Source organism: Pseudomonas sp. E102 (genome assembly GCF_052660185.1).
The window spans coordinates 3,694,407-3,716,135 of record NZ_CP084025.1 but is presented as its reverse complement, the minus strand read 5'-3'; the positions used below and the strand labels follow the sequence as shown (position 1 = coordinate 3,716,135).

At 60.5% G+C, this 21,729-nt stretch carries 16 protein-coding genes and 1 pseudogene; 6 read left to right on the top strand and 11 right to left on the bottom strand.

Annotated elements, in window-relative coordinates; genetic code table 11:
- The first annotated feature begins 160 nt into the window (after positions 1 to 160).
- Positions 161 to 2,575 (top strand): glucose/quinate/shikimate family membrane-bound PQQ-dependent dehydrogenase, encoded by a 2,415-nt coding sequence (locus DOCECA_RS17005; RefSeq protein ID WP_434560423.1) that lies wholly within the window; start codon positions 161 to 163, stop codon positions 2,573 to 2,575.
- A 229-nt stretch (positions 2,576 to 2,804) separates the two neighbouring features.
- Here the strand turns inward: DOCECA_RS17005 and purT are convergent, their stop codons facing one another.
- From purT to DOCECA_RS16975, 6 genes are all read right to left on the bottom strand, one after another.
- Positions 2,805 to 3,986 (bottom strand): formate-dependent phosphoribosylglycinamide formyltransferase, encoded by a 1,182-nt coding sequence (purT, locus tag DOCECA_RS17000; protein WP_434560421.1) that lies wholly within the window; start codon positions 3,984 to 3,986, stop codon positions 2,805 to 2,807.
- A 92-nt stretch (positions 3,987 to 4,078) separates the two neighbouring features.
- Entirely contained in the window at positions 4,079 to 4,546 is a 468-nt protein-coding gene (locus tag DOCECA_RS16995; RefSeq protein WP_420765341.1) for a VUT family protein, read from the bottom strand.
- A 240-nt stretch (positions 4,547 to 4,786) separates the two neighbouring features.
- Positions 4,787 to 5,572: a siderophore-interacting protein gene (locus DOCECA_RS16990; RefSeq protein WP_434560419.1), complete on the bottom strand. Its 786-nt coding sequence runs from the start codon at positions 5,570 to 5,572 to the stop codon at positions 4,787 to 4,789.
- Positions 5,573 to 5,576: 4 nt separating this feature from the next.
- A complete protein-coding gene (locus tag DOCECA_RS16985) occupies positions 5,577 to 6,146 on the bottom strand; it encodes a PadR family transcriptional regulator (protein WP_445570832.1) in 570 nt (189 codons plus the stop codon).
- A gap of 176 nt (positions 6,147 to 6,322) precedes the next feature.
- Positions 6,323 to 9,430 carry a transglycosylase domain-containing protein gene (locus DOCECA_RS16980; RefSeq protein ID WP_445570831.1) on the bottom strand — a complete coding sequence of 1,036 codons (3,108 nt, stop codon included), beginning with the start codon at positions 9,428 to 9,430 and terminating at the stop codon, positions 6,323 to 6,325.
- Positions 9,431 to 9,586: 156 nt separating this feature from the next.
- The gene (locus tag DOCECA_RS16975; RefSeq protein ID WP_445570830.1) at positions 9,587 to 10,045 is read right to left on the bottom strand and encodes an REP-associated tyrosine transposase; all 459 of its coding nucleotides are present in this window, start codon (positions 10,043 to 10,045) and stop codon (positions 9,587 to 9,589) included.
- A 649-nt stretch (positions 10,046 to 10,694) separates the two neighbouring features.
- Here DOCECA_RS16975 and DOCECA_RS16970 point away from each other — a divergent pair.
- From DOCECA_RS16970 to DOCECA_RS16950, 5 genes are all read left to right on the top strand, one after another.
- Positions 10,695 to 12,116 (top strand): amino acid permease, encoded by a 1,422-nt coding sequence (locus DOCECA_RS16970; RefSeq protein WP_445570829.1) that lies wholly within the window; start codon positions 10,695 to 10,697, stop codon positions 12,114 to 12,116.
- A gap of 199 nt (positions 12,117 to 12,315) precedes the next feature.
- On the top strand, positions 12,316 to 12,690 hold the full coding sequence (locus DOCECA_RS16965) for a GtrA family protein (protein ID WP_445570828.1): 375 nt from the start codon (positions 12,316 to 12,318) through the stop codon (positions 12,688 to 12,690).
- A complete protein-coding gene (locus tag DOCECA_RS16960) occupies positions 12,687 to 13,637 on the top strand; it encodes a glycosyltransferase family 2 protein (RefSeq protein WP_445570827.1) in 951 nt (316 codons plus the stop codon). Before DOCECA_RS16965 ends, DOCECA_RS16960 begins: the two co-directional genes overlap by 4 nt.
- 23 nt (positions 13,638 to 13,660) lie before the next feature.
- Positions 13,661 to 15,169, top strand: coding sequence for a glucosyltransferase domain-containing protein (locus DOCECA_RS16955; protein ID WP_445570826.1), 1,509 nt, complete (start codon positions 13,661 to 13,663; stop codon positions 15,167 to 15,169).
- Between the two features lie 111 nt (positions 15,170 to 15,280).
- Complete coding sequence (locus tag DOCECA_RS16950; RefSeq protein WP_445570825.1) at positions 15,281 to 15,454, top strand: hypothetical protein; 174 nt, start codon at positions 15,281 to 15,283, stop codon at positions 15,452 to 15,454.
- Positions 15,455 to 15,688: 234 nt separating this feature from the next.
- Here DOCECA_RS16950 and DOCECA_RS16945 read toward each other — a convergent pair whose 3' ends face one another.
- The 5 genes and pseudogenes from DOCECA_RS16945 to DOCECA_RS16925 all read right to left on the bottom strand — a co-directional run bounded on the left by DOCECA_RS16945 (position 15,689) and on the right by DOCECA_RS16925 (position 21,692).
- Entirely contained in the window at positions 15,689 to 17,308 is a 1,620-nt protein-coding gene (locus DOCECA_RS16945; RefSeq protein WP_445570824.1) for an FMN-binding glutamate synthase family protein, read from the bottom strand.
- 225 nt (positions 17,309 to 17,533) lie between these two features.
- Positions 17,534 to 17,851, bottom strand: coding sequence for a sensor histidine kinase (locus tag DOCECA_RS16940; RefSeq protein ID WP_434564141.1), 318 nt, complete (start codon positions 17,849 to 17,851; stop codon positions 17,534 to 17,536).
- Between the two features lie 408 nt (positions 17,852 to 18,259).
- Positions 18,260 to 18,346 (bottom strand): annotated as a pseudogene (locus tag DOCECA_RS16935) (hypothetical protein); the annotation flags it as partial.
- 590 nt (positions 18,347 to 18,936) lie between these two features.
- Complete coding sequence (locus DOCECA_RS16930; protein ID WP_434648792.1) at positions 18,937 to 20,736, bottom strand: DAHL domain-containing protein; 1,800 nt, start codon at positions 20,734 to 20,736, stop codon at positions 18,937 to 18,939.
- Positions 20,733 to 21,692, bottom strand: a complete 960-nt coding sequence (locus DOCECA_RS16925) for a cytochrome-c peroxidase (RefSeq protein ID WP_420765327.1) — start codon at positions 21,690 to 21,692, stop codon at positions 20,733 to 20,735. The genes DOCECA_RS16930 and DOCECA_RS16925 overlap by 4 nt, the downstream gene beginning before the upstream one ends.
- Positions 21,693 to 21,729: the final 37 nt, after the last annotated feature.

Genomic DNA, 21,729 nt, shown 5'->3' with positions numbered 1-21,729 from the left:
ATTCGAGTCGACTGACACGCCTTGATCGCGAGCAAGTCCGTTCCAACAGCGACCGCGTCATCGAATTTGCCTTTTTCCAACTGAACCATGCCCCCTCAAGATCGTCATCTAAAGTGACTACTTGCGCGGGACTCTTTAAAACGTCACGGAGATACACACTATGAGCGCTGAGGGTGCTTTGAGTCGAAGCCGTCTGCTACCGAGCTTGCTCGGCATTCTGCTTCTATTGATGGGGCTGGCCTTGTTGGCCGGTGGGATCAAACTGAGCACGCTCGGCGGCTCGCTGTATTATCTGCTGGCGGGCATCGGCCTGGCGATTACTGGTGTACTGCTGATTCTGGCGCGCCGTGCAGCGCTGGGGATGTACGCGCTGGTTTTATTCGCCAGTACGGTGTGGGCGTTATGGGAAGTGGGCCTGGATTGGTGGCAATTGGTGCCGCGCCTGGCCATGCTGTTCGCCTTGGGCATCGTCATGCTGCTGCCGTGGTTCCGGCGCCCGTTGCTGACCGCCGATGCATCGCCGATGGGCACCCGAGCGCTGGGTGCGGCCGTTGTCATCGCGGGTATCGCCGCCCTCGCCAGCCAATTCACCAACCCTGGTGAGATCAAGGGCCAACTGGACCGCGACAGCGTACCGGGCGTGACCAACACCGCACCGGCCATGCCGGACGGGGATTGGAACTCCTACGGCCGCAGCGCCCATGGCGACCGTTATTCGCCACTGGCGCAGATCACCCCTGAAAACGTCAGCAAGCTGAAGGAAGCCTGGACGTTCCGCACCGGTGACCTGCCAGGGCCGAACGACCCAGGCGAGACCACCGCGGAAAATACCCCGCTGAAGGTCAACGGCATGCTTTATGTGTGCACGCCCCACAGCCAGGTCATCGCTCTGGAGCCAGAAACCGGCAAGGAAATCTGGCGCTTCGATCCGAAGCTTTCTACGCAGAACGCGGAAAACTTCAAGGGCTGGGCCCACATGACCTGCCGTGGCGTGAGCTATCACGATGACGCCGTCTACGCCTCGGCCGAGCAGAGCCCGACCGGCGCCGCCAGCACTACGCCGGCCAGCACCGTTTGCCCACGGCGGATCTTCCTGCCGACGGCCGACACCCGCCTGATCGCCCTCAACGCCGATACCGGCAAGATGTGCGAAGACTTCGGCGACAAAGGCCAGGTCGACTTGAGCGCCAACATCGGTGGTTTCACGGCCGGCGGTTACTACTCCACTTCGCCACCGGCGGTCACCCAGAATCTGGTCGTTATCGGCGGCCATGTCACCGATAACGTCTCCACCGACGAGCCAAGCGGCGTGATCCGCGCCTATGACGTGCACACCGGCAAGCTGGTGTGGAACTGGGACAGCGGCAACCCGGACGACACCACGCCGATTGCCGAAGGCCAGACCTACACCCGCAACTCGCCGAACATGTGGTCCATGTTCAGCGTCGATGAAAAACTCGGCATGCTTTACCTGCCGATGGGCAACCAGACCCCCGACCAGTTTGGTGGTTTCCGTACCCCTGAATCGGAAAAATACGCCGCTGGCCTGACCGCCCTGGACATCGCCACCGGCAAGGTGCGCTGGTACTTCCAGTTCACTCACCACGATCTGTGGGACATGGACGTTGGTGGTCAACCGACCCTGATGGACATGAAAACCGCCGATGGCGTGAAGCCGGCTGTGCTGGCATCGACCAAGCAGGGCAGCATCTATGTGCTGGACCGCAGCAACGGCCAGCCGATCGTGCCGATCAAGGAGGTCCCGGTGCCCCAAGGCGCGGTGGAAGGCGACTTCACCTCGCCGACCCAGCCGATGTCCGACCTGAACTTCGTGCCGCCGGTCCTCAAGGAGCGGGACATGTGGGGCGTCACGCCGTTCGACCAGATGCTGTGCCGGATCGACTTCAAGTCGCTGCGCTATGACGGTATGTTCACACCGCCTTCGTTGCAGGGCTCGATTGTTTATCCCGGCAACTTCGGTGTGTTCGACTGGGGCGGCATTTCTGTCGATCCGGTGCGCCAGATCGCCTTCGTCAACCCGAGCTACATGGCGTTCAAATCGAAGTTGGTACCGGCGGCGGAAGTGGCCGGTGGCCCGGGTCGCAAGAGCGAGACCGAAGGCGTGCAGCCAAACAAAGGCGCGCCATATGGAGTGATCCTCGAAGCCCTGCTCTCGCCCATGGGGCTGCCGTGTCAGGCGCCTGCGTGGGGTTATGTCGCGGCCGTGGACCTGACCAACAACAAAACCCTGTGGATGCACAAGAACGGCACGGTGCGCGACAGCTCGCCGGTTCCGATCCCGCTGAGCATGGGTGTTCCAAGCCTGGGCGGCACATTCACCACCGCCAGTGGCCTGGCATTCCTCAGCGGCACGCTTGACCAGTACCTGCGCGCTTATGACGTGAAGAACGGCAAGCAACTGTGGGAAGGCCGCCTGCCTGCTGGCGCTCAGACCACGCCGATGACCTACACCGGCAAGGACGGTAAGCAATACGTGCTGGTCGTTGCAGGGGGGCACGGTTCCCTGGGCACCAAGCAGGGTGACTATGTGATTGCCTACAAACTGCCGGATTAAGTCCTACCGGCGCTCATGAAAAAGGCGACACCCTTGCGGGTGTCGCCTTTTTTTTGTGCCGGAATCTGAACATAAGCGGCTTTTGTGGCGAGGGAGCTTGCTCCCGCTGGATGCGTCAGCATCCCCCTACGGTGTGATGGCCGGCAAAGCAGGGGGCCGCTTCGCCCGAGGCGTCGGACCGTCCCAGCGGGAGCAAGCTCCCTCGCCACAGGGGTATTGTGTATGACCTTTACAACTCGATCTTGACGGCCTGGGAAGCCCGGGTCGCCTTGGCGCGGGCGGCTTCGATGGATTCGTCGCGGGCCAGGGCCACGCCCAGGCGGCGCTGACCGTTGACTTCCGGCTTGCCGAATAGACGCAGCGCCGTGTCCGGCTCGCTCAGGGCGGCGCCGAGGTTGGCAAACGCGGTCTGGGTCGATTGGCCTTCCACGAGGATTACCGCCGAAGCCGATGGGCCGAACTGGCGGATCAACGGAATCGGCAGGCCGAGGATGGCCCGGGCGTGCAGGGCGAACTGAGACAGGTCCTGGGAGATCAGCGTGACCAGGCCGGTATCGTGGGGGCGCGGGGAGACTTCGCTGAACCACACTTGGTCGCCCTTGATGAACAGCTCGACGCCAAACAGGCCGCGGCCACCCAGGGCCTCGGTCACTGCCTTGGCGACGCGCTCGGATTCGGCCAGCGCCGCCGGGCTCATGGCCTGTGGCTGCCAGGATTCCTGGTAGTCGCCCTTTTCCTGACGGTGGCCGACCGGTGCGCAGAACGTGGTACCGCCGACATGGCGCACGGTGAGCAGGGTGATTTCGTAATCGAAATCGATGAAGCCTTCGATGATCACCCGGCCCTTGCCAGCGCGGCCGCCTTCCTGAGCGTAGTCCCAGGCTTTCTGCACGTCTTCAACGCCGCGCAGCAGGCTCTGGCCCTTGCCCGAGGAACTCATCACCGGCTTGACCACGCAGGGGAAACCCAGGGTCTCGACGGCCTTGCGGTAGTCTTCCACGGTGTCGGCGAAGAAATACGGGGAAGTCGGCAGGCCCAGCTCTTCGGCGGCCAGGCGACGGATGCCTTCACGGTTCATGGTCAGTTGCGCGGCGCGGGCCGTAGGAATCACCGTGAAACCTTCGGCTTCCAGCTCCACCAGGGTGGCGGTGGCGATGGCTTCGATCTCCGGCACGATGTAGTGCGGCTTCTCGGCCTCGATCACCGCACGCAGGGCGGCGCCGTCGAGCATGTTGATCACGTGGCTGCGATGGGCCACTTGCATCGCCGGCGCGTTGGCGTAGCGATCCACGGCAATCACTTCAACGCCCAGTCGCTGCAGTTCGATTACCACTTCCTTGCCCAGCTCACCGCTGCCACACAACAAAACGCGGGTCGCGGTGGGCGACAATGGAGTTCCGATACGGGTCATCTGAAGGTCCTCAAAACAGGAGCGGATCATCGGGGGCGCGCGCCGGGCGAGCTTCCCATGGGGAGAAAGCGCGGCATTTTACATGAACCGCGTCAGCCGGCGACGGCCTGTTTGCGCAAACGCCAGGCCATGATCAGCCAGACGGCCGTGACCCCGGCGAATTTCGAGAGCAGGGCGGTGATTATCACGGCGGGCGTCAGGGCATCGATCAGGCCGAAGAAAATGAATGTGTCGAGAGGGATGCTCAGTGCCGAACTGATCCACAACCGGTCATGCAGCGGACGCTTGGTGACCGTGAACACCAGCCAGTCGATGCACTCGGAGACGGCAAACGCCGTGGCGCTGGCCAGGGCGATGGTTGGGTCGGAGGTGACGTAGGACAGCACCAGCGCCACCAGCATCGCCACGATGGCGCCATGGCCGAAGCGGGTCTGCACCATGTCCCGCAAGATAAACACCAGGCCCCCCCAGGCCGACCAGATGATGTCCAGGTGCGGCGCGGCTGAAAATGCGAAGTTGATCAGCACGACGCTGCCGATGTAGGCGATCAGGAAAAGCATGGGACCGGGTACCTGGTGGGGATGGAATGTCGGGTGAACCCTCAAGGACAACGAAGCCCCCTGTGGCGAGGGAGCTTGCTCCCGCTGGGCTGCGAAGCAGACCCAAAACCTGACAACTCGGTGGATCAGATAGATCGAGGTGACTGTTTTTTGGGGGGCTGCTGCGCAGCCAGCGGGAGCAAGCTCCCTCGCCACAAGGGCCATTAGTGTCAGAAGGTTACTTCAGCAGCAAGCCATCCCTCAATCTTCCTCACTGTCATCCAGCTTCCAATACCCCACGGCCTTCACAAAATCCTGGTCCAGGCCTTTCTCTTCCAGCAATACCTTACGGATCTGCCGGGACACCTTGCTCTCGGTCGCGACCCAGGCGTACAGCTTGCCGCCGGGCATTTCCAACTGCTGCACGGTACGTAGCAGGCTGTCCTGGCGCCCCTCACGCAATACCCAGATCACATGCACCTGCGCGGGGCTGTGGAGCACCTGCTGTTCGGCGCCATTTTCCACTTCCACTACCACCAAGGCTTTCCGGTTGGGGGCAAGGCCTTCGAGACGGCGAGCGATGGCGGGCAAGGCGGTTTCGTCGCCGATCAACAGGTAGCTGTCGAAGACGTCCGGCACAATCATCGACCCCCGTGGCCCGGCGATGTTGAGGTATTGGCCGGGCGCGGCCTGGGCCGCCCAGGTCGAAGCGGGGCCGTCGCCATGGAGCACGAAATCGATGTCCAGCTCCAGGGCGTCCAGGTCATAGCGGCGCGGGGTGTAGTCGCGCATTTCTGGCATCGGACCCTGCGCCTTGCCCGCACCGGGCGCGAAGTTTTCCAAGGCTGCGTGTTCCTCGGCGTTCTGGGGGAACAGCAGTTTTATGTGATCGTCGGTGCCCAGGCTGACGAACCCGGCCAGTTCCGGCCCGCCGACGGTAATGCGGCGCATGCGCGGTGTCAGGTCGACCACCCGCAGCACTTGCAGGCGGCGGCGTTTGATCTCGTGGCTGACGCGGTGGATGGTGTTTGGATCGACTCCAGTCATGCTTTTACTCCGAAAAGGTTGGACGGTCAGGGCCGTCGACAATGGCTTTGGCGGTGTCGTTGAGCAGGTCGCGTACCCGCAGGATTTCATCCGGGCTCCAGCGGCCATGGTGCATTTGCAGGGCGTGGCGCAAGTTATGGACCGCTTCGTGGATTTCAGCGGGCCGATCCTGGCCGCGCAGCGAACGCTTGCTCACTTCGATGCGCATCCTTACGCCGTCGAGCGCCACGGCTTGCTCTTCAAGGGATAGACGTCCGGCATCGGTCACGCTGTAGCGTTTTTTCCCACCATCGGCGTCGCCGCTGATCATTTCGCTCTCTTCAAGGAACGTCAGCGTTGGGTAGATCACACCGGGGCTGGGGCTGTAGGCGCCGTCGAACATGCTTTCGATCCGGCGGATCAGGTCATAGCCATGGCAGGGTTGTTCGGCAATCAGCGCCAATAACAGCAACTTCAAGTCCCCAGGAGCGAATACCCTGGGGCCACGGCCGCCGCGTTCGCGGCCTGGCGGGCGTTTGTCGAAGCCGTCGTGGGCGGCATGTTCGCGGTGGGGATGGAAATGCGGGTCTCTCATTTGTGTGTCCTCCAGGGTTCTTAAGATAGAACTTAAGATATATCTTTCTTTTGTGCACGCCTGTTTTCGATAAATCCGACGAGCAGCCGATTGTCCAACGGCGTGACGAGCACGCGTTGAGTGTGGGAATGGAGACGGGAATGTGTGGGATCCGGACGTCGCGTATCGCTCGTCCCTTAACGGCTCGTCACCAACGGCTGGCACTGGGTATGCGTGCCCGGTTGCAGGTACGGCGAGAGAAACGGCGCCATGCCTTTGAGCACCTGGACCGGCAAGGCGGAGGTGAACTTGAAGTTCTGCGCCGACACGCCGGGTACGTAAGCGGTGAGCGTGCCGAAATGGCTGTCACCGATGTAAAACACGAACGTCGCGGTGCGGTTGATGGACTTGGAGCTGATGACCCGTCCACCGGAGCCGACGGCTTCGATACGGTTGTCGCCGGTGCCCGTCTTGCCGCCCATGGCCAGTGGCGTGCCATCGGCCAGTTTGAAGCTTCCGGCCACCCGTTTCGCGGTGCCGGCATCCACCACTTGGGACAATGCACCGCGCAACGCACGGGCCACTTCGACCGGCATTACGCGCTTGCCGTTGTCCGGATCGCTGACCACTCGCGTTTCATAAGGCGTGTCGACGGCGAACTGCAGGCTGTCGACCCGCAGCGCAGGCTGGCGGACACCGTCGTTGAGAATCGTCCCCACCAGCTCCGCAAGCGCGGCGGGGCGATCCCCAGAGCTACCGATCGCGGTGGCAAGGGACGGCACGAGATGGTCGAACGGGTAGCCAACCTTCTGCCAGCGTTGATGAATATCCAGGAACGCTTCGATTTCGAGCATGGTGCGGATACGGCTGTCCCGAGCGCTCTTGTGCCGGCTTTTGAACAACCAGCTATAGACTTCCTGGCGCTCGAACCGGCTGGCCTTGACGATCTGGCTGAACTTAGCGTCGGGGTTGTTCAACAGATAGCCCATCAGCCACAGGTCCAACGGATGGACCTTGGCGATGAAGCCTTGGTCCGGCAGGTCATAGGCGCCGGGGCCGTAGCTCTGGTAGAGCCGTTCCAGGCGTTCATCGGTGAGTTTTTCAGCACTCTTGGCCGACTTCAGATGAGCGCGCACGAAGCGGTTGAAGCTTTCCTGGCTGTCGCTGGGAAAGAAATAGCGGTGCACGGCGGCCAGGCGGATGGCGGTGGGGCGCATGCCGTCGAGGAAGGTCTCGAGGCGCTGGCCGGTGTCCTTTTTCTGGTACTTCTTCCAGAACCTGAGCAGGAACGAGGTGCCTTCGCGATCGGCGAACTGGGCGAGGTATTCCTGGCGACGCGGGTCTTTGTCGTCCTTGAGCAGTTCGGAACTGTTATTCGGGCCGGCGTAGGTGGCGTAGCGCACCAGGTCGCGCATCAGGCGAATGAAAGGCAGGTTGATGGATTCACGCAAGGCGTCGCGCAGCGTGGGGTTGCGACCGTCGTCCTCCTTGCGAAAGTTATGAAAAGTGTGCAGCCCGCCGCCGGTGAAAAACGCCTCGCCGGGGCTGGCTGAATATGTGCGGTCCAGCGCCGCTTCGAGCATTTTCGGCAGGCTGCGGTCGGTGTTTTCGATCAGGTAGTCCACGGCCCAGCGGGACAGGCGGTCCTGGTCGGCGACCTCGGTTTTTTTCAGGGCAGCCGGGGCCTGTTGCGCATAACGCTCGTGGAGTTCGGCGATGATCTGCAAGTACGTGGTCAGCACCCGCAACTTGGCGGTGGAGCCCAGTTCCAGTTTGCTGCCCTCATTGATGTCGAAGGGTTGGTCGGTGCTGTCGGTCTGGATGCGCACTCGCGAGCCGTCCGGGGTCAGTTCCAGCAAGGTGAAGCTGTAGCGCACCTGCGTGGTGCTGGTGGGGGTCAACAGGCGTTCTCCCATCAGGCCGATCTCGGCGGCGAATGCCGGGTCGGCCAATCGCTTGAGGTACTCGGTGGCCTGGGCCTGCAAATCGCTTTGCAACGTGCTGGTGGCGGAGAGGTCGAGGCGATCGAGGTCGTACAGCGGACGATTGAGCAGCGCGGCGATGCGACTGCGGGCGGCACTGATGCCCTTGTTGGTTTCGATAGGCTGGACGGTCGGGTCCTGGACCCAATCGCGGTAGCTGACCTTACTGGCCAGTGCGGCATCTGCCAGCGCGGCATCGATCACGCCGTTCTGGGCCAGCAGCCGGATGTGGCTGTCGGTGAGACGGGCGAGTTCGTCGTGCCCCTTCGAGAGATAGTGCGACGGGCGTCGCTGGGCGATCATCAACGACAACATTTCCCGCAGGGCCAGGCCTTTTTCCGCAAGGCTCTTGGGGTCGGTGGCGGTGCTGGACAATCGTTCGTTGGCCCGTCTGAAATCCGCGCCATACCAGACCCTCAGCCCTTCGGCCATGCCGTGGACCTCGCCATGCCCCGGCACGGCGGAAAGCGGCACGCTGTTGAGGTAGTCACGAATGACCCGTTGGCGGGCCTCGAGGGTTTGCGGGCCGGCCTGATAGGCGCGCACGCTAGCGGAAATCATCTGACGGATCTTCTCCGCGCCCGACACGGTCAGGCCCTCGGGGGAATGCCGGTATTTCTCCAACTGCGTCGCGAGCGTGCTGCCGCCGGCGGATTGCCCTGGCAGGCTCAACAATTTGGCGACCTGGGACCACGCCGCCATGCCGAAGCGTGGCCAGTCCACCGCGGGGTTGGCCAATGGTTGCTTGGGGTCGAGCAGGAAGCGGTTCTCGATGAACAAAAGGCTTTGCACCACGACCGGAGGAATGTCATCGAAACTGGCGTAAAGCTGTTGCGGATACTTGAACTGATAGACCGGCGCGGCGCGGCAATCGGTAATGGTCAAGCCAGCCTGGATCTTTTCCGCGTAGGGCACGAACAGGCCTTTGTCGACATAGTCCATCAAGGCCGGAGAAAAACGCGCCTGGGCCTCGATCACGTAGTCACGCTTGAGCAAACGAGGCAGGAATTCCCCCAGGGAGCTGTAGCCCAATCGCTGATCGAACGGGCCCGCACCGGGGTAGACAATGGCGTCGCTGGGGCCGGGTTGCACCGCATAGGTCAGGGACGCCGCGTATTTGCTGAGCTCCTGGGCCTGGAACCGGGACGTGCGCATCTCCTTGGCCACGGCCAGCCCGACCACCACCACGATAATCAGCAACAACAACCAGAACGCCCGCCAGCCATGCCGGGCGCGGCGAGTTTTTTTGGGTAAAGGCGCTTCTTCCATACGTTCAGTCGGGACCACAGGTTTATTCGAATCGGTTTGCCACAAAGCGCCCATAGTCGACTGATCCATTCACGCAGATTGATCGGACTTGCTTGAAGCTTAGACGGTGGTTGGCGTGGGGGAGGGGAAATTGTCGGCACTGGTTTTTCATGACCAATGACTCTCTTTTGTGGCGAGGGGATAAATCCCCTCGCCACAAGGTTCTCTACCTCAAAGCCATACAGCGTCCCATAGAGGGTAATCGCCAATGCGCTCCACCAGCCCAGCCCGAAGCGGATTGGCAATGATGTAGTCGGCACTGGGCCGCAGCTCTTCATTGTCACGAATCGCGCGATCATGGAAGCCGCTTTGCCAAAGCGGGCCAGAAGTTCCGGTGAGGTGGTTGACCCGATGGGCGCAGCGAGCTTTGGTGGCACCGATAACACGACTCAAATGGCTCTCGTGGATTTGCAGCAACCAATGAAAGTGGTCCGGCATTACCACCCAGGCTAAAGAATTCACCTGGCCCGAATCATGAGCACGTTTGAATTCGGCGACCAATAGCCGCCCAACCTTCCAATCGGAAAAAACCGGCCGTCGCTGATGAACAACTGCCGTTACCAGGTAGGCTCGTCCTGGCTCTGAATAACGGCCTCGACGCAAGCGGTGGGAGTTGGGGCGTGGATGCATTCCTTGCTTCCTTTGAAGGGGTTTGAATGCAGCCTAGTCATGCAGCTAGTTTTTCGACGCTGGAAAGGTCGAGCGAATATTCCGAAACTTATGTACTACTTGTGACAAAGGGATTCATCTGTGGCGAGGGGATTTATCTGTGGCGAGGGGATTTATCTGTGGCGAGGGGATTTATCCCCGTTGGGCTGCGCAGCAGCCCCCAAACCCGGTATGCCTGGACAATTGAGTTGCCTGCATTGGGGCTGCTGCGCAGCCCAGCGGGGATAAATCCCCTCGCCACAGATTGATCCTTTTCGACAAGGGTTGAGCGGCTGAAAGCCCTGCACTAGAGCCATCTGCCCATGGCAACGCATGACGCTGCACCCTCACTGTGCAATACTCGGCGCTGCTTCTAAAAGGCCATTAGCTCAGGCAATCCCTCTTCATAACGCCATCCTCGGCTGGCGCATTCCCTGAATTAACCTGCTTTTATAGTGAAACTTTCTGTTCCGAGCTTTTTATACTGCACGACCCGCTGATCTTGAGGAATTTTCCTACAGGACGGTCTGCCCACAAGGCAGGCCCGGTTTCGGCAATGCCCGCAGGCCCATCCGCCCGCGGCTTTGGAGACTCGGTGGTCAATCCAATAACAAGACGAGGTTGTATCCCTATGCCAGTCGGCAATCCTCTGCCCCATGGCGAGACCGCGCAGGGTGGTCCGCTCAAACGTGAGCTCGGCGAGCGGCATATCCGCTTGATGGCGCTTGGCGCCTGCATCGGTGTCGGGCTGTTCCTAGGTTCGGCCAAGGCGATCGAGATGGCCGGGCCGGCGATCATGCTGTCCTACATCATCGGTGGCCTGGCGATCCTGGTGATCATGCGCGCCCTCGGCGAAATGGCCGTGCACAACCCGGTGGCCGGTTCGTTCAGCCGCTACGCCCAGGATTACCTCGGCCCGCTCGCCGGTTTCCTGACCGGTTGGAACTACTGGTTCCTGTGGCTGGTGACCTGCGTGGCCGAGATCACCGCGGTGGCGGTGTACATGGGCATCTGGTTCCCCGACGTGCCCCGCTGGATCTGGGCCCTGGCCGCATTGGTCAGCATGGGCTCGATCAACCTGATCGCGGTCAAGGCCTTCGGTGAATTCGAATTCTGGTTCGCCCTGATCAAGATCGTGACCATCATCGCCATGGTCATCGGCGGCGTCGGCATCATCGCCTTCGGTTTCGGCAACGACGGCGTGGCACTGGGCATTTCCAATCTGTGGACCCACGGCGGTTTCATGCCCAACGGCGTGTCCGGCGTGTTGATGTCCCTGCAAATGGTCATGTTCGCCTACCTGGGCGTGGAAATGATCGGCCTGACCGCCGGTGAAGCACGCAACCCACAGAAAACCATCCCCAACGCCATCGGCTCGGTGTTCTGGCGGATCCTGCTGTTCTACGTCGGCGCGTTGTTCGTGATCCTGTCGATCTACCCGTGGAACGAAATCGGCACCCAGGGCAGCCCGTTCGTGATGACCTTCGAGCGCCTGGGCATCAAGACCGCCGCCGGCATCATCAACTTCGTGGTGATCACCGCCGCGCTGTCGTCCTGCAACGGTGGAATCTTCAGCACGGGTCGCATGCTCTACAGCCTGGCGCAAAACGGCCAGGCCCCGGCCGGTTTCGCCAAGACCTCCAGCAACGGCGTGCCACGCCGCGCGCTGTTGCTGTCCATCGCCGCCTTGCTGCTGGGCGTGCTGCTCAACTACCTGGTGCCGGAAAAAGTCTTCGTCTGGGTGACCTCCATCGCCACTTTCGGCGCGATCTGGACCTGGGTCATGATCCTGCTGGCCCAGCTCAAGTTCCGCAAAGGCCTGAGCGCTTCCGAGCGTGCCACGCTGAAATATCGCATGTGGCTCTACCCGGTCAGCTCGTACTTGGCGCTGGCGTTCCTAATGCTGGTGGTGGGCTTGATGGCGTACTTCCCCGACACCCGCGTGGCGCTGTATATCGGCCCGGCGTTTCTGGTATTGCTGACGGTGTTGTTCTACATCTTCAAGTTGCAGCCGACCGCCGATCAACCGGGTTCGGTGCGTTCCGCTTCGTAAGGTCAAGCGTGATGCAAAACAAAGCCCTGGTCGGATGACTGGGGCTTTTTTCATAAGTCTGATAAATCCGAGAACCCTGCCACCGGTACGCCACGGCGTATTCTTCTGAACTGGAGGGCACCTGTTATTTCTAACAGGTGATCGCGTGCCGATTTTCACGGATCATCGATGTCTGGCAGCGCCGACCGTCGGAGAGCTTATGAAAGCGATATGGAGCGTTTTTTTCAGCTATTCACTCGTCGGGCTGGCCAATACGCTGATCCATTGGCAGATTTTCTTCGTGCTGCGCGTGGCGTTCGGCCTCGACCAATCGACGAGTAATTTCATTGCCTTCTGCGTGGCCGCCTCATTTTCTTTTTATGCCAACGCGCTCTACACCTTCGAAGCCAAACTCTCCGTGCCGGGTTATGTGCTGTTCCTGTGTGTCATGGGCGCGCTCAGTTTCATCGTCGGCCACTTGGGGGACCGCTGGCGTCTCCATGGCCTGCTGACCGTTGCGGCGTTTTCGCTGTTGAGCCTGGTGCTTGGCTTTCTGTTTTCCCGGTTCGTCGTGTTTCGCGGACATCGGCCATGAAAATATCGCTGATTGTCCCGGTATATAACGAGGAGCAGGCCATTGGCCTGTTTTATCAAAGTGTTCGCCAGCATCCACAACTCAAGGATCATTGCGTCGAGATTGTCTTCATCAACGATGGTAGCAACGACCAGACCGCCGTCCTGGCCCGAGAGATAGCGTTGACGGACAGCCAAGTCCTGCTGATCGACTTTTCTCGAAATTTTGGCAAGGAGCCGGCCTTGTTCGCCGGCATCGAGCACGCCAGCGGCGATGTGGTCATCCCGATGGACGTGGATCTGCAAGACCCCATCGACGTGATCCCGCGAATGGTCGAGCAATGGCAAAGAGGTGCCGAAGTGGTGCTGGCCAAGCGTCGTGATCGTTCGTCCGACAGTTACCTGAAGCGCCGAGGCGCGGCGCTGTTCTACCGTTTGCTCAATCGCATTGCCTATCCCCATATCGAACAGAACGTGGGGGACTTTAGATTGATGGACCGCAAGGTCGTGGAAGTCATCAAGACGCTTCCCGAGTATCAGCTATTCATGAAGGGCGTGTTGTCATGGGCTGGTTTCAATACCGTCATCATCGAATACGACCGCGCCGGCCGCGCTGCGGGGAACAGCAAGTTCAACGGCTGGAAACTGTGGAACCTGGCCCTGGAAGGCATCACGTCGTTCAGCACCGTGCCGTTGCGGTTATGGACTTACGTGGGTAGCTGCATTTCGTTGGTCTCGTTGTTGTATGCCGCCTACCTGATTCTGGACAAGTTGATCTTCGGTAATGATCTGCCCGGCTACCCTTCGCTAATGACCGCGATCCTATTCCTGGGCGGCGTGCAACTGATCGGCATCGGTGTGTTGGGCGAATACATCGGGCGGATTTATCTGGAAACCAAGCACCGGCCTCGCTATGTCATCAAGGAACTGATTCAGGGTGGCCGACCTAAGATGCGAGATGAATCGTGAGCCCGTCCGTGGGAGCAAGAGCCTTGACGCCACGGGAAGTGTTGCTGTTTTACCTGGCGGCCAGTTTTCTTTTCATCTTCCCCTTGGTGCAGGCTGACTATTTCTACAACGACGACAACTGGCGGGCGCTGGTGGCCGGAGGAGGTTGGCGCGAGGAGGGGCGAGTTGTCATCGAGTGGTTTTACAACATTCTCTCGTTCAGCTCGAAATCCGCAGATCTGTTTCCCTTGCCATTATTTATCGCGACGACGGCTATTTCATTAGCATTAAGATCGCTGACCTTTTTCTATTTCGAACGGCCGACATTTGTTCATTGCCTGATCGTCCTGCCCATCTGGTACAACCCTTTTTTCCTGCAGAACCTGTCTTATCACTATGACGGGCCGGCAGTGGCGTTGGGATTGGTGGCGCTTATTTATGCCGTCATCTGGTCGTCTGGCTGGACCTGGCGAAACCTCTGGATACCGGCGTTGTTGTTGGCCTTGGCACTGTCCATCTATCAGGTGCTAATCGGTTTTTTTATCGCGATGTGCTGTGTTGAAGTGATTCGTCTGGTTTGGCAGGGCAGGCCTTCGCAGCATGTGCTGCGATTTATCGGCTGCAAGCTCGTGGCCGTCGCCGTCGGCGTATTGATTTATTTCCTCACGGCTAATCAGATGATGATGGGTACGCGTCAGGTGTTGTTGCCGTTGGAGGCCGGGAGCCTGCTGGAAGTTGGAGACCGCCTTTCATTTCTGGCGCGCATGTTCGGTGGCTGGATTACCGAAGGGGCTCGAGCATTGGTGTGGGTCGGTGCATCGCTGACGCTGGTTGGGTACGCGTGGGCAGGCATCGGCTTAATTCGTCGTCCGGACCCGTTCTGGCGAAAAACGTTGCTGCTGTTCTTGTATCTGCTGGCTTTTGCGGTGCTCTTGCTCTGCATCCCAGGCATCGCACTGTTATTCGCCGAGTTCAACTACGGTGCCCGAACGCTGGTGGCTTTCTCCGCGTTGTTGCTGCTGGTTTTTTTCCTGAGTCAGCAAGTACTTGGTCGGATCCATGCCTGCTTGGGGCTTGTCCTGTTGATTCCATTACTGGCGATGCTGTCGTTCTCTTTTGGGCACGGGCGTGTGCTGTCGCTGCAAAAGGAGCAGGAAGCCGTGGCGCTGGCCTCGCTGGCCTACGACATCAATCACTCAGCGCTGCGGGACGAAGACTCCATTTATATGATTCCCGAACTCAAGGCCAACTGGCTCCCGGCGGCCAGCGGTTTGTTCGCGACGATGCCGGCCCAACAAGATGTGTTGGGTGTGGGCTACATACTACTTCCCGAAAGCTTGCCGCGTGCGGGCATTACCAATGTGTACCTGGCCAAGGACCAAGCGGTGATTGCGTCGATTCGGCGGGGGGATTTTTCGCCCGTTGTATCGACACGTTTTTATGACCTGTTCGTCATCCAAGACAGCGGCTACATCTTCATGAAAAAGCCCTCGGGCGAGCCTGACGTCGTGCCCAAGTTGTGTTTGTTCGTCGATATCGAGCGCTGTCGCTGAACTGACCGCCCGTCGGAAACGGTGCCTGACTTGTAAGATCTGACAGTGGACCGCCGCAGGGCCGCCGCCTAGCTTGGAGACCCGCCAACTGGCAAATGGCAAGGCTGCACAATGAACGGTTTTTCTGCGTTGATGGTTATCGCACTGGTCAATGGACTGATCCATGGCCAGGTTTTTTTTCTGTTGCACGACGCCGCCGGGCTGGTTCAGGCGAGCAGCAACTTTGCTGCGTTCTGCGTGGCTGCGGTGTTTTCGTTTTATGTGAGTGGGCTTTACATCTTCTGACCCGGGGAGTCGTGGCGAGGTTATCTGCTGGGTAATGGCGCGATGGCAGGGCTGAGTTATGGCATTGGCTCGATCGGTGACGCGCTGCAGTTGCCGGGATGGGTGGCGGTCGCTTTGTCTTTGTATTTGTCGGTGAGCCTGGTGATGGGGTACGGGTTTATTCGGCTTAAGTTGTAGCGCGAGTGTCTTGGCCAGCGGGAGCAAGCTCCCTCGCCATAGGGAGCAGGTGCGAAGTTACGCGGCAGCTATTTCCTGCGGCTCAAAACTGTCCGCCCGCGCCAGTTGCCACATCCGCGAATAGAACTGTCCGTTCAGTTCACCGGTCAGCAATTCCCCCGGTTTCAAGAACACATGCAGCTGTGAAAACAGTTTGATCTCGGTCGCCGACATGCGCCGCACCAGATGCTTGGGCTGCAATTGCGAAGGGTGTTCAAGCCCGGCGGCGGCGAGCATTTCGGCCAGGGCCTTGAGGGTGTTGCGGTGGAAGTTGTAGACCCGCTGGGCCTTGTCCGGGACGACCAGGGCGCGTTGGCGCAGGGTGTCCTGGGTGGCGACGCCGGTGGGGCATTTGTTGGTGTGGCAGCTTTGGGACTGAATGCAGCCGATGGCGAACATGAAGCCGCGCGCGGCGTTGGCCCAGTCGGCGCCGATGGCCAGGACGCTGGCGATGTCGAAGGCGCTGACAATCTTGCCGCTGGCGCCGAGCTTGATCTTGTCGCGCAGGTTCAGCCCCACCAGGGTGTTGTGCACGAACAAGAGGCCTTCGCGCAGCGGCACGCCGATGTGGTCGGTGAACTCAACCGGTGCCGCGCCGGTGCCGCCTTCCTTGCCGTCCACTACGATGAAGTCGGGCAGGATGCCGGTTTCCAGCATGGCCTTGGCGATGCCCATGAATTCCCACGGATGCCCCAGGCAGAACTTGAAGCCCACCGGCTTGCCGCCGGACAGTTCGCGCAATTGCTGGACGAACTGCATCAGCTCGATTGGCGTGGAGAACGCGCTGTGGCGGGACGGCGAAACACAGTCCTCGCCCATGAGGATGCCACGGGTTTCGGCGATTTCCCGGGTGACCTTGTGCTTGGGCAGGATCCCGCCGTGGCCGGGCTTGGCGCCTTGGCTCATCTTGATTTCGATCATCCGCACCTGCGGGTTCCGGGCCTGGGTGGCGAAGCGCTCGGGGTCGAAGCGCCCGTCACTGCTGCGGCAACCGAAATAGCCGCTGCCCAATTCCCAGGTCAGGTCTCCGCCGTGTTCGCGGTGGTAGGGGCTGATGCTGCCTTCGCCGGTGTCATGGGCGAAGTTGCCGAGCTTGGCGCCCTGGTTCAACGCCCGGATCGCATTCGCGCTCAACGAGCCGAAGCTCATGGCCGAGATGTTGAACACCGAGGCCGAATAGGGCTGGGTGCATTGCGGGCCGCCGACCGTGACGCGAAAGCCGCTGGGGTCGCTCAACGGCGCCGGGCGCATGGAGTGGCCGATGAATTCGAAGCCGGCCTGGTAGACGTCGATCAAGGTGCCGAACGGTTTGTCGGCGCTTTCGTTCTTGGCCCGGGAATACACCAGCGAGCGCTGGGCGCGGGAGAAGGGCAGGGCATCGCTGTCGGATTCGAGCAGGTACTGGCGGATCTCCGGGCGGATGCCTTCGACCAGGTAACGGATATTGCCCAGGATCGGATAATTGCGGCGCACGGCATGGCGGGTTTGCAGCAGGTCGAACAACCCCAGCAGGCTCAGCAGCCCCGTCATCAGCGCTATCGGCCAGAGCCAGTCATGTTGCAGGAACGGCAAGCTGGCGAGGGTGAAGATCACGCAGCCGGCGAAGAAGGCGTAGCGGCTCAGCAAAGACAGGCTCATGCGGGTTCCTTGGGGGCGAGCGATGGGTGGGGCGAAGCAGAGATTCTGCGCTTGCTGTGAAACGGCAGGCAACAAGAACCCTGTGGCGAGGGGATTTATCCCCGCTGGGGCGCGAAGCGGCCCTGAAATTCTTGGGGCCGCTGCGCAGCCCAGCGGGGCGGTGCGACGTTTCGCTAAATCCCCTCGCCACATAGCCCTCTCGCTGAAATTGGAAACTGCGGTCGCTCACCCCGCCAATTTCATCTGCCGCACCGGCAACTCCACCCGAAAGGTCGTTCCCACCCCCACTTCACTGCTCACCGTGATGTCGCCGTTGTGTTTTTTCACGATGCCGTAGGACAGCGACAATCCAAGTCCCGTGCCTTGGCCGATGGGCTTGGTGGTGAAAAACGGGTCGAAGATTTTCTGCAGGGTTTCCGGCGGGATGCCGGAGCCGTTGTCGGCGACTTCGATCCAGACGTTGTCGCCTTCCACCCCGTTGCGCAGGGTGATGGTGCCGCGTTCCGGGCCGATGGCCTGGGCGGCATTGACGATCAGGTTCATGATCACCTGATTGATTTGCGACGGCAGGCACTCGACCTCCGGCAACGGGCTGTATTGCTTGACCACGTCGGCCTTGTACTTGATCTCGTTGGCGACGATGTTCAAGGTCGAGTCCATGCCTTGCTGCAAATTGGCCATCTGCCATTCCTGGCTGGAGTCGACGCGGGAAAAGTCCTTGAGGTCCTTGACGATCTGCCCGACGCGGGCGATGCCGTCCTTGGATTCCTTGATCAGCACCGGGATGTCTTCCACCAGGAAGTCCAGTTCCACCTGCTCGCGCAGGCTTTTCAGATTCAGCACCAATTCCGGCGAGGCGATGGCTTGCTCGGCACTGCCGTAGGCCTGGAGCATTTCCTCCAGTTTGCTGAAGTAGCCGCCGAGGGCGCCGAGGTTGGAGGAAATGAAGCCGATCGGGTTGTTGATCTCGTGGGCCACGCCGGCGGCCAGTTGGCCCAGGGAGGCGAGTTTTTCCGATTGCACCAGCTGGCTCTCGAGCATCTTGCGTTCGTCGATTTCCATCTGTAGCAACTCGCTGGCCTGTTTGAACGCCAGGGTGCGTTGTTCCACCAGGTCTTCGAGCTTGTTCATTTTCAAACGGGCGCGGGAGGTCATTTCCCATTTGGTGGTCAAGGTGTTGGCCATCTGCTGAACTTCGATGTTGTCGAAGGGCTTTTTTAGGATCAGCAGACGATCGTGGCCGTTGAGACGGTCGAGCAGCTCATCCCAGGAATAATCCGAGTACGCGGTGCAGACCACCACTTGCAGTTGCGGATCGACTTTCCACAGTTCCTCGATGGTCTTGGCGCCGTCCCAGCCTTCGGGCATGCGCATGTCGACGAAGGCCAGGGCATAGGGATGCTCCTTGGCCAGCGCCTGCTGCAATTTGGCCAGGCCTTCCTGGCCACCGTAGGCGGAGTCAAGTTCGAAAACGGTGGCGGCCGCTTTCGGCGCTTCGCCGAACAGCGCGCTTTCCATGTCCTGTAGATCAGCGTTGCTCTCGTCCTCAGGCGTCAGGATCTTTCGGAAGTCGTCATGGATGGCTGGCGTATCGTCGATCAAGAGGATGCGCCGGTTACTCAGGCTATTCATGGCTCACCTTCTGCGAGTTTCAAGGGCAGTTGCAATACGAATGTCGCCCCGGTCCCTGGCCCCTCGCTGTGCGCGGTGAGGTGGCCGTTCATTTCAATCGCCGCCAGTGCGCAACTGTGCAGGCCGAACCCGTGACCGTCCTTACGGGTGGTAAAACCGTGGGCGAAGATGCGCGTCATGTTTTCCTCCGGGATTCCTTCGCCTTCGTCCTTCACGCTGATTTGCAGTTCTTGATCTACGACCCTGGCTTTGAGCGTCATGTTCCGCGCATGGTTGGAAACCCCCGCCATGGCGTATTTGGCATTGCTGATCAGGTTGATCAGGATCAGCAGCATGCGGTGTTTGTCGCCCATGATCCGTGGCACCTCGCCGTACTCTTTGATCACCGTCACATGGTGGCGGGTCAGGGCCCCTGAGTTCATGCGCAGGGCGTCCTCGAGCAGTTCGCTGACCACCAGCGGTTCCATCAGGCTATTGGCGCCGGCGTAGGACTGCTGCGTGGAAACGATGTCCTTGATGTGGTCGACGCTCTTGCTCAGTTGCGCAAGCTCGTCGGTCAGGCTTTGTTGTTCCGTCGCGATGGCTTCCACCAATTGGTTGAGATAACCGGGTAGCAGCTTGCCTTTTTCGTCCTCGGTGAGGAAGTGCCCCAGGTCGTCGCTGTGCTCGTTGATGAGGTTCATCGCCTTGCCCAGGCCCAGGGCCTTGCTGCTGCGCAATTTTCGGCTGACCAGGTCGGCGGATATGTTCACGCTGTTGAGCACGTTGCCGACGTTGTGCAGCACGTTGGTGGCGATCTCCGCCATGCCGGCCTGGCGGGCAGTGTCCATCAGTTCACTCTGGGTGTCCTTGAGCTGGCGGGTGCGTTCCTCGACCCGTTGTTCGAGCTCGTCGTTGGCGGTTTGCAGGGCGCTGTTGACCCGCTTGATCTCGCCGAAACTGCGCACCAGCCGAACCGCCAGCCAAATCAATATCAGCACCAGGAAGGTGGCGAACACCAGCAGCAGGGTATGGTTGCGCTGATGTTCGGCGGCGGCGTGCTCCTGATCCTTTTCCAGCAGGCCGGTGATGGTGTCCAGCCGGTCAGCCAGGGGGACCGCTTCGAAGTCACGCAGCAGCTGGTTGACCAGCGGCTGCTCGCGCAGGATCAGCGCGATGTGCCTGCGCAGAATATCGACGGAGCCGACAAGCCCCGCCGGCAGCCGGTCCTTGTTGACGTCCAGTTGGTTGAGGCCCAGCAAGACTTCGGCGGCCTGCTCGCGAGTGGTGACCTGCGCTAACTCCATCGTGCTGAGCAGCAGGTCGTAGGTGTCGATGGCAACGTTCTGCAGTTCCAGTTTTTCACCGTCGGACAGTTGGGCGAACTGACGCTGGATGTCGTCCTCGGCGGTGGGCAGGAATGCCAGGGAGTTGCGCAGTACCGCGTTATGGGACTTGAACTGCTCCACCAGGCGAGTTTTTTCCTTGATCGCCTTCAGGTATTCGTCGCGCTGGGTTGACCAAAGCGCAGGCGCGTGGCGGCCGGACTCCGACTCGATGACGTCGAGGCGCTGCCACAGGCGCGTCATTTCATGCAATGGCGAAACCAGTGGGTCGTAATTGTGGCTCAGGGCGATCCGGGACTTGAGCACTTCGTTGTCCCAGATGCCGTCCTGCTGCTTGAGCTGGCGGATCAGGTCGCGCGATTCAATGTATGAAGCGGCTTGGTGGGCACTCGATTGGATGTACATGATCAACAGCATCGAAGCCAGCAATACGCCGATGAAAACCAGGCCGAGGCGGCGTGCGAGAGTCATAGCGGCTTGCCCTCCCATTCGCCGGTGAGGGTCTTGAGGAATTCGACGATCAGTTCGGTATCGTTCTTCTGGGGTTCGCGGCCCAGTTGATACTTGAACATCACTTTCACTGCCTGCTCCAGAGTCTGTGCCGACCCTCCATGGAAATACGGCGCGGTGACGGCCACGTTGCGCAGGCTTGGCACCTTGAAGACCTGGCGGTCGGCTTCGTCGCCGGTGACGTTGAAGCGTCCTTCGTCGGCTCGGGTCGGATTGCCCCGGTCCTGGATGTAGTCGCCCATCACGCCGAATTTCTGGAACATATTGCCGCCGATGTTCACGCCTTGATGGCAAGCGATGCAGCCGTACTCCTTGAAGCGCTGGTAGCCGAACTTTTCCCGAGGCGTGAGGATGTCGGTATCGCCCAGCAGGTATTTATCGAAGCGCGAGTTGGGTGTCCGCAGGGTGCGCTCGTAGTCGGCAAGCGCCCCCTGGATATTGGGTTGGGTCACGCCGTCTGGGTACGCGTCGGCAAAATCCCTGGCATAGCCCGTATCGCCCGCGATGCGCTTGACCACCGTTTCCCAGTTGCTGCCCATTTCACCGGGGCTGGTGACGACGATATGCACCTGTTCTTCCAGGGTGTCGACGCGACCGTCCCAGAACTGGTGGAAATTCAGGCTGGCATTGAACACCGTGGGCGTATTGACCTCCACCGGCTTGCCGTCGAAACCCAGGGATAAGGCTTTGTCGTCGGCGCCGCCCTTGTCCAGGCGATGGCAACTGGCGCAGGACAGGGTGTTGTTGACCGACAGCCGTGGGTCATTGAACAGCCGCTGGCCCAACTGGACTCGCTTGGGGTCCAGGGCGGGAGCGGGAGGCAGGGGTTTGAGCGGTTCGTCCAATGGCTCGGCGCGAGCGGTCACGCTCAGTCCCACCAGCAAGCCGAGAGCCAGAATCAGTCCGTGTGACGCCATGGGGTGCTTTCCTTTGAAATGCTGTCCCTTGAAACAA

What these genes read in the sequence shown, in the direction of transcription:
- DOCECA_RS17005 (WP_434560423.1), top strand. Translation starts at nt 161, where the DNA reads ATGAGCGCTGAGGGTGCTTTGAGTCGAAGCCGTCTGCTACCGAGCTTG.
- purT (WP_434560421.1), bottom strand. Translation starts at nt 3,986, where the DNA reads ATGACCCGTATCGGAACTCCATTGTCGCCCACCGCGACCCGCGTTTTG.
- DOCECA_RS16995 (WP_420765341.1), bottom strand. Translation starts at nt 4,546, where the DNA reads ATGCTTTTCCTGATCGCCTACATCGGCAGCGTCGTGCTGATCAACTTC.
- DOCECA_RS16990 (WP_434560419.1), bottom strand. Translation starts at nt 5,572, where the DNA reads ATGACTGGAGTCGATCCAAACACCATCCACCGCGTCAGCCACGAGATC.
- DOCECA_RS16985 (WP_445570832.1), bottom strand. Translation starts at nt 6,146, where the DNA reads ATGAGAGACCCGCATTTCCATCCCCACCGCGAACATGCCGCCCACGAC.
- DOCECA_RS16980 (WP_445570831.1), bottom strand. Translation starts at nt 9,430, where the DNA reads ATGGGCGCTTTGTGGCAAACCGATTCGAATAAACCTGTGGTCCCGACT.
- DOCECA_RS16975 (WP_445570830.1), bottom strand. Translation starts at nt 10,045, where the DNA reads ATGCATCCACGCCCCAACTCCCACCGCTTGCGTCGAGGCCGTTATTCA.
- DOCECA_RS16970 (WP_445570829.1), top strand. Translation starts at nt 10,695, where the DNA reads ATGCCAGTCGGCAATCCTCTGCCCCATGGCGAGACCGCGCAGGGTGGT.
- DOCECA_RS16965 (WP_445570828.1), top strand. Translation starts at nt 12,316, where the DNA reads ATGAAAGCGATATGGAGCGTTTTTTTCAGCTATTCACTCGTCGGGCTG.
- DOCECA_RS16960 (WP_445570827.1), top strand. Translation starts at nt 12,687, where the DNA reads ATGAAAATATCGCTGATTGTCCCGGTATATAACGAGGAGCAGGCCATT.
- DOCECA_RS16950 (WP_445570825.1), top strand. Translation starts at nt 15,281, where the DNA reads ATGAACGGTTTTTCTGCGTTGATGGTTATCGCACTGGTCAATGGACTG.
- DOCECA_RS16945 (WP_445570824.1), bottom strand. Translation starts at nt 17,308, where the DNA reads ATGAGCCTGTCTTTGCTGAGCCGCTACGCCTTCTTCGCCGGCTGCGTG.
- DOCECA_RS16940 (WP_434564141.1), bottom strand. Translation starts at nt 17,851, where the DNA reads ATGAACCTGATCGTCAATGCCGCCCAGGCCATCGGCCCGGAACGCGGC.
- DOCECA_RS16930 (WP_434648792.1), bottom strand. Translation starts at nt 20,736, where the DNA reads ATGACTCTCGCACGCCGCCTCGGCCTGGTTTTCATCGGCGTATTGCTG.
- DOCECA_RS16925 (WP_420765327.1), bottom strand. Translation starts at nt 21,692, where the DNA reads ATGGCGTCACACGGACTGATTCTGGCTCTCGGCTTGCTGGTGGGACTG.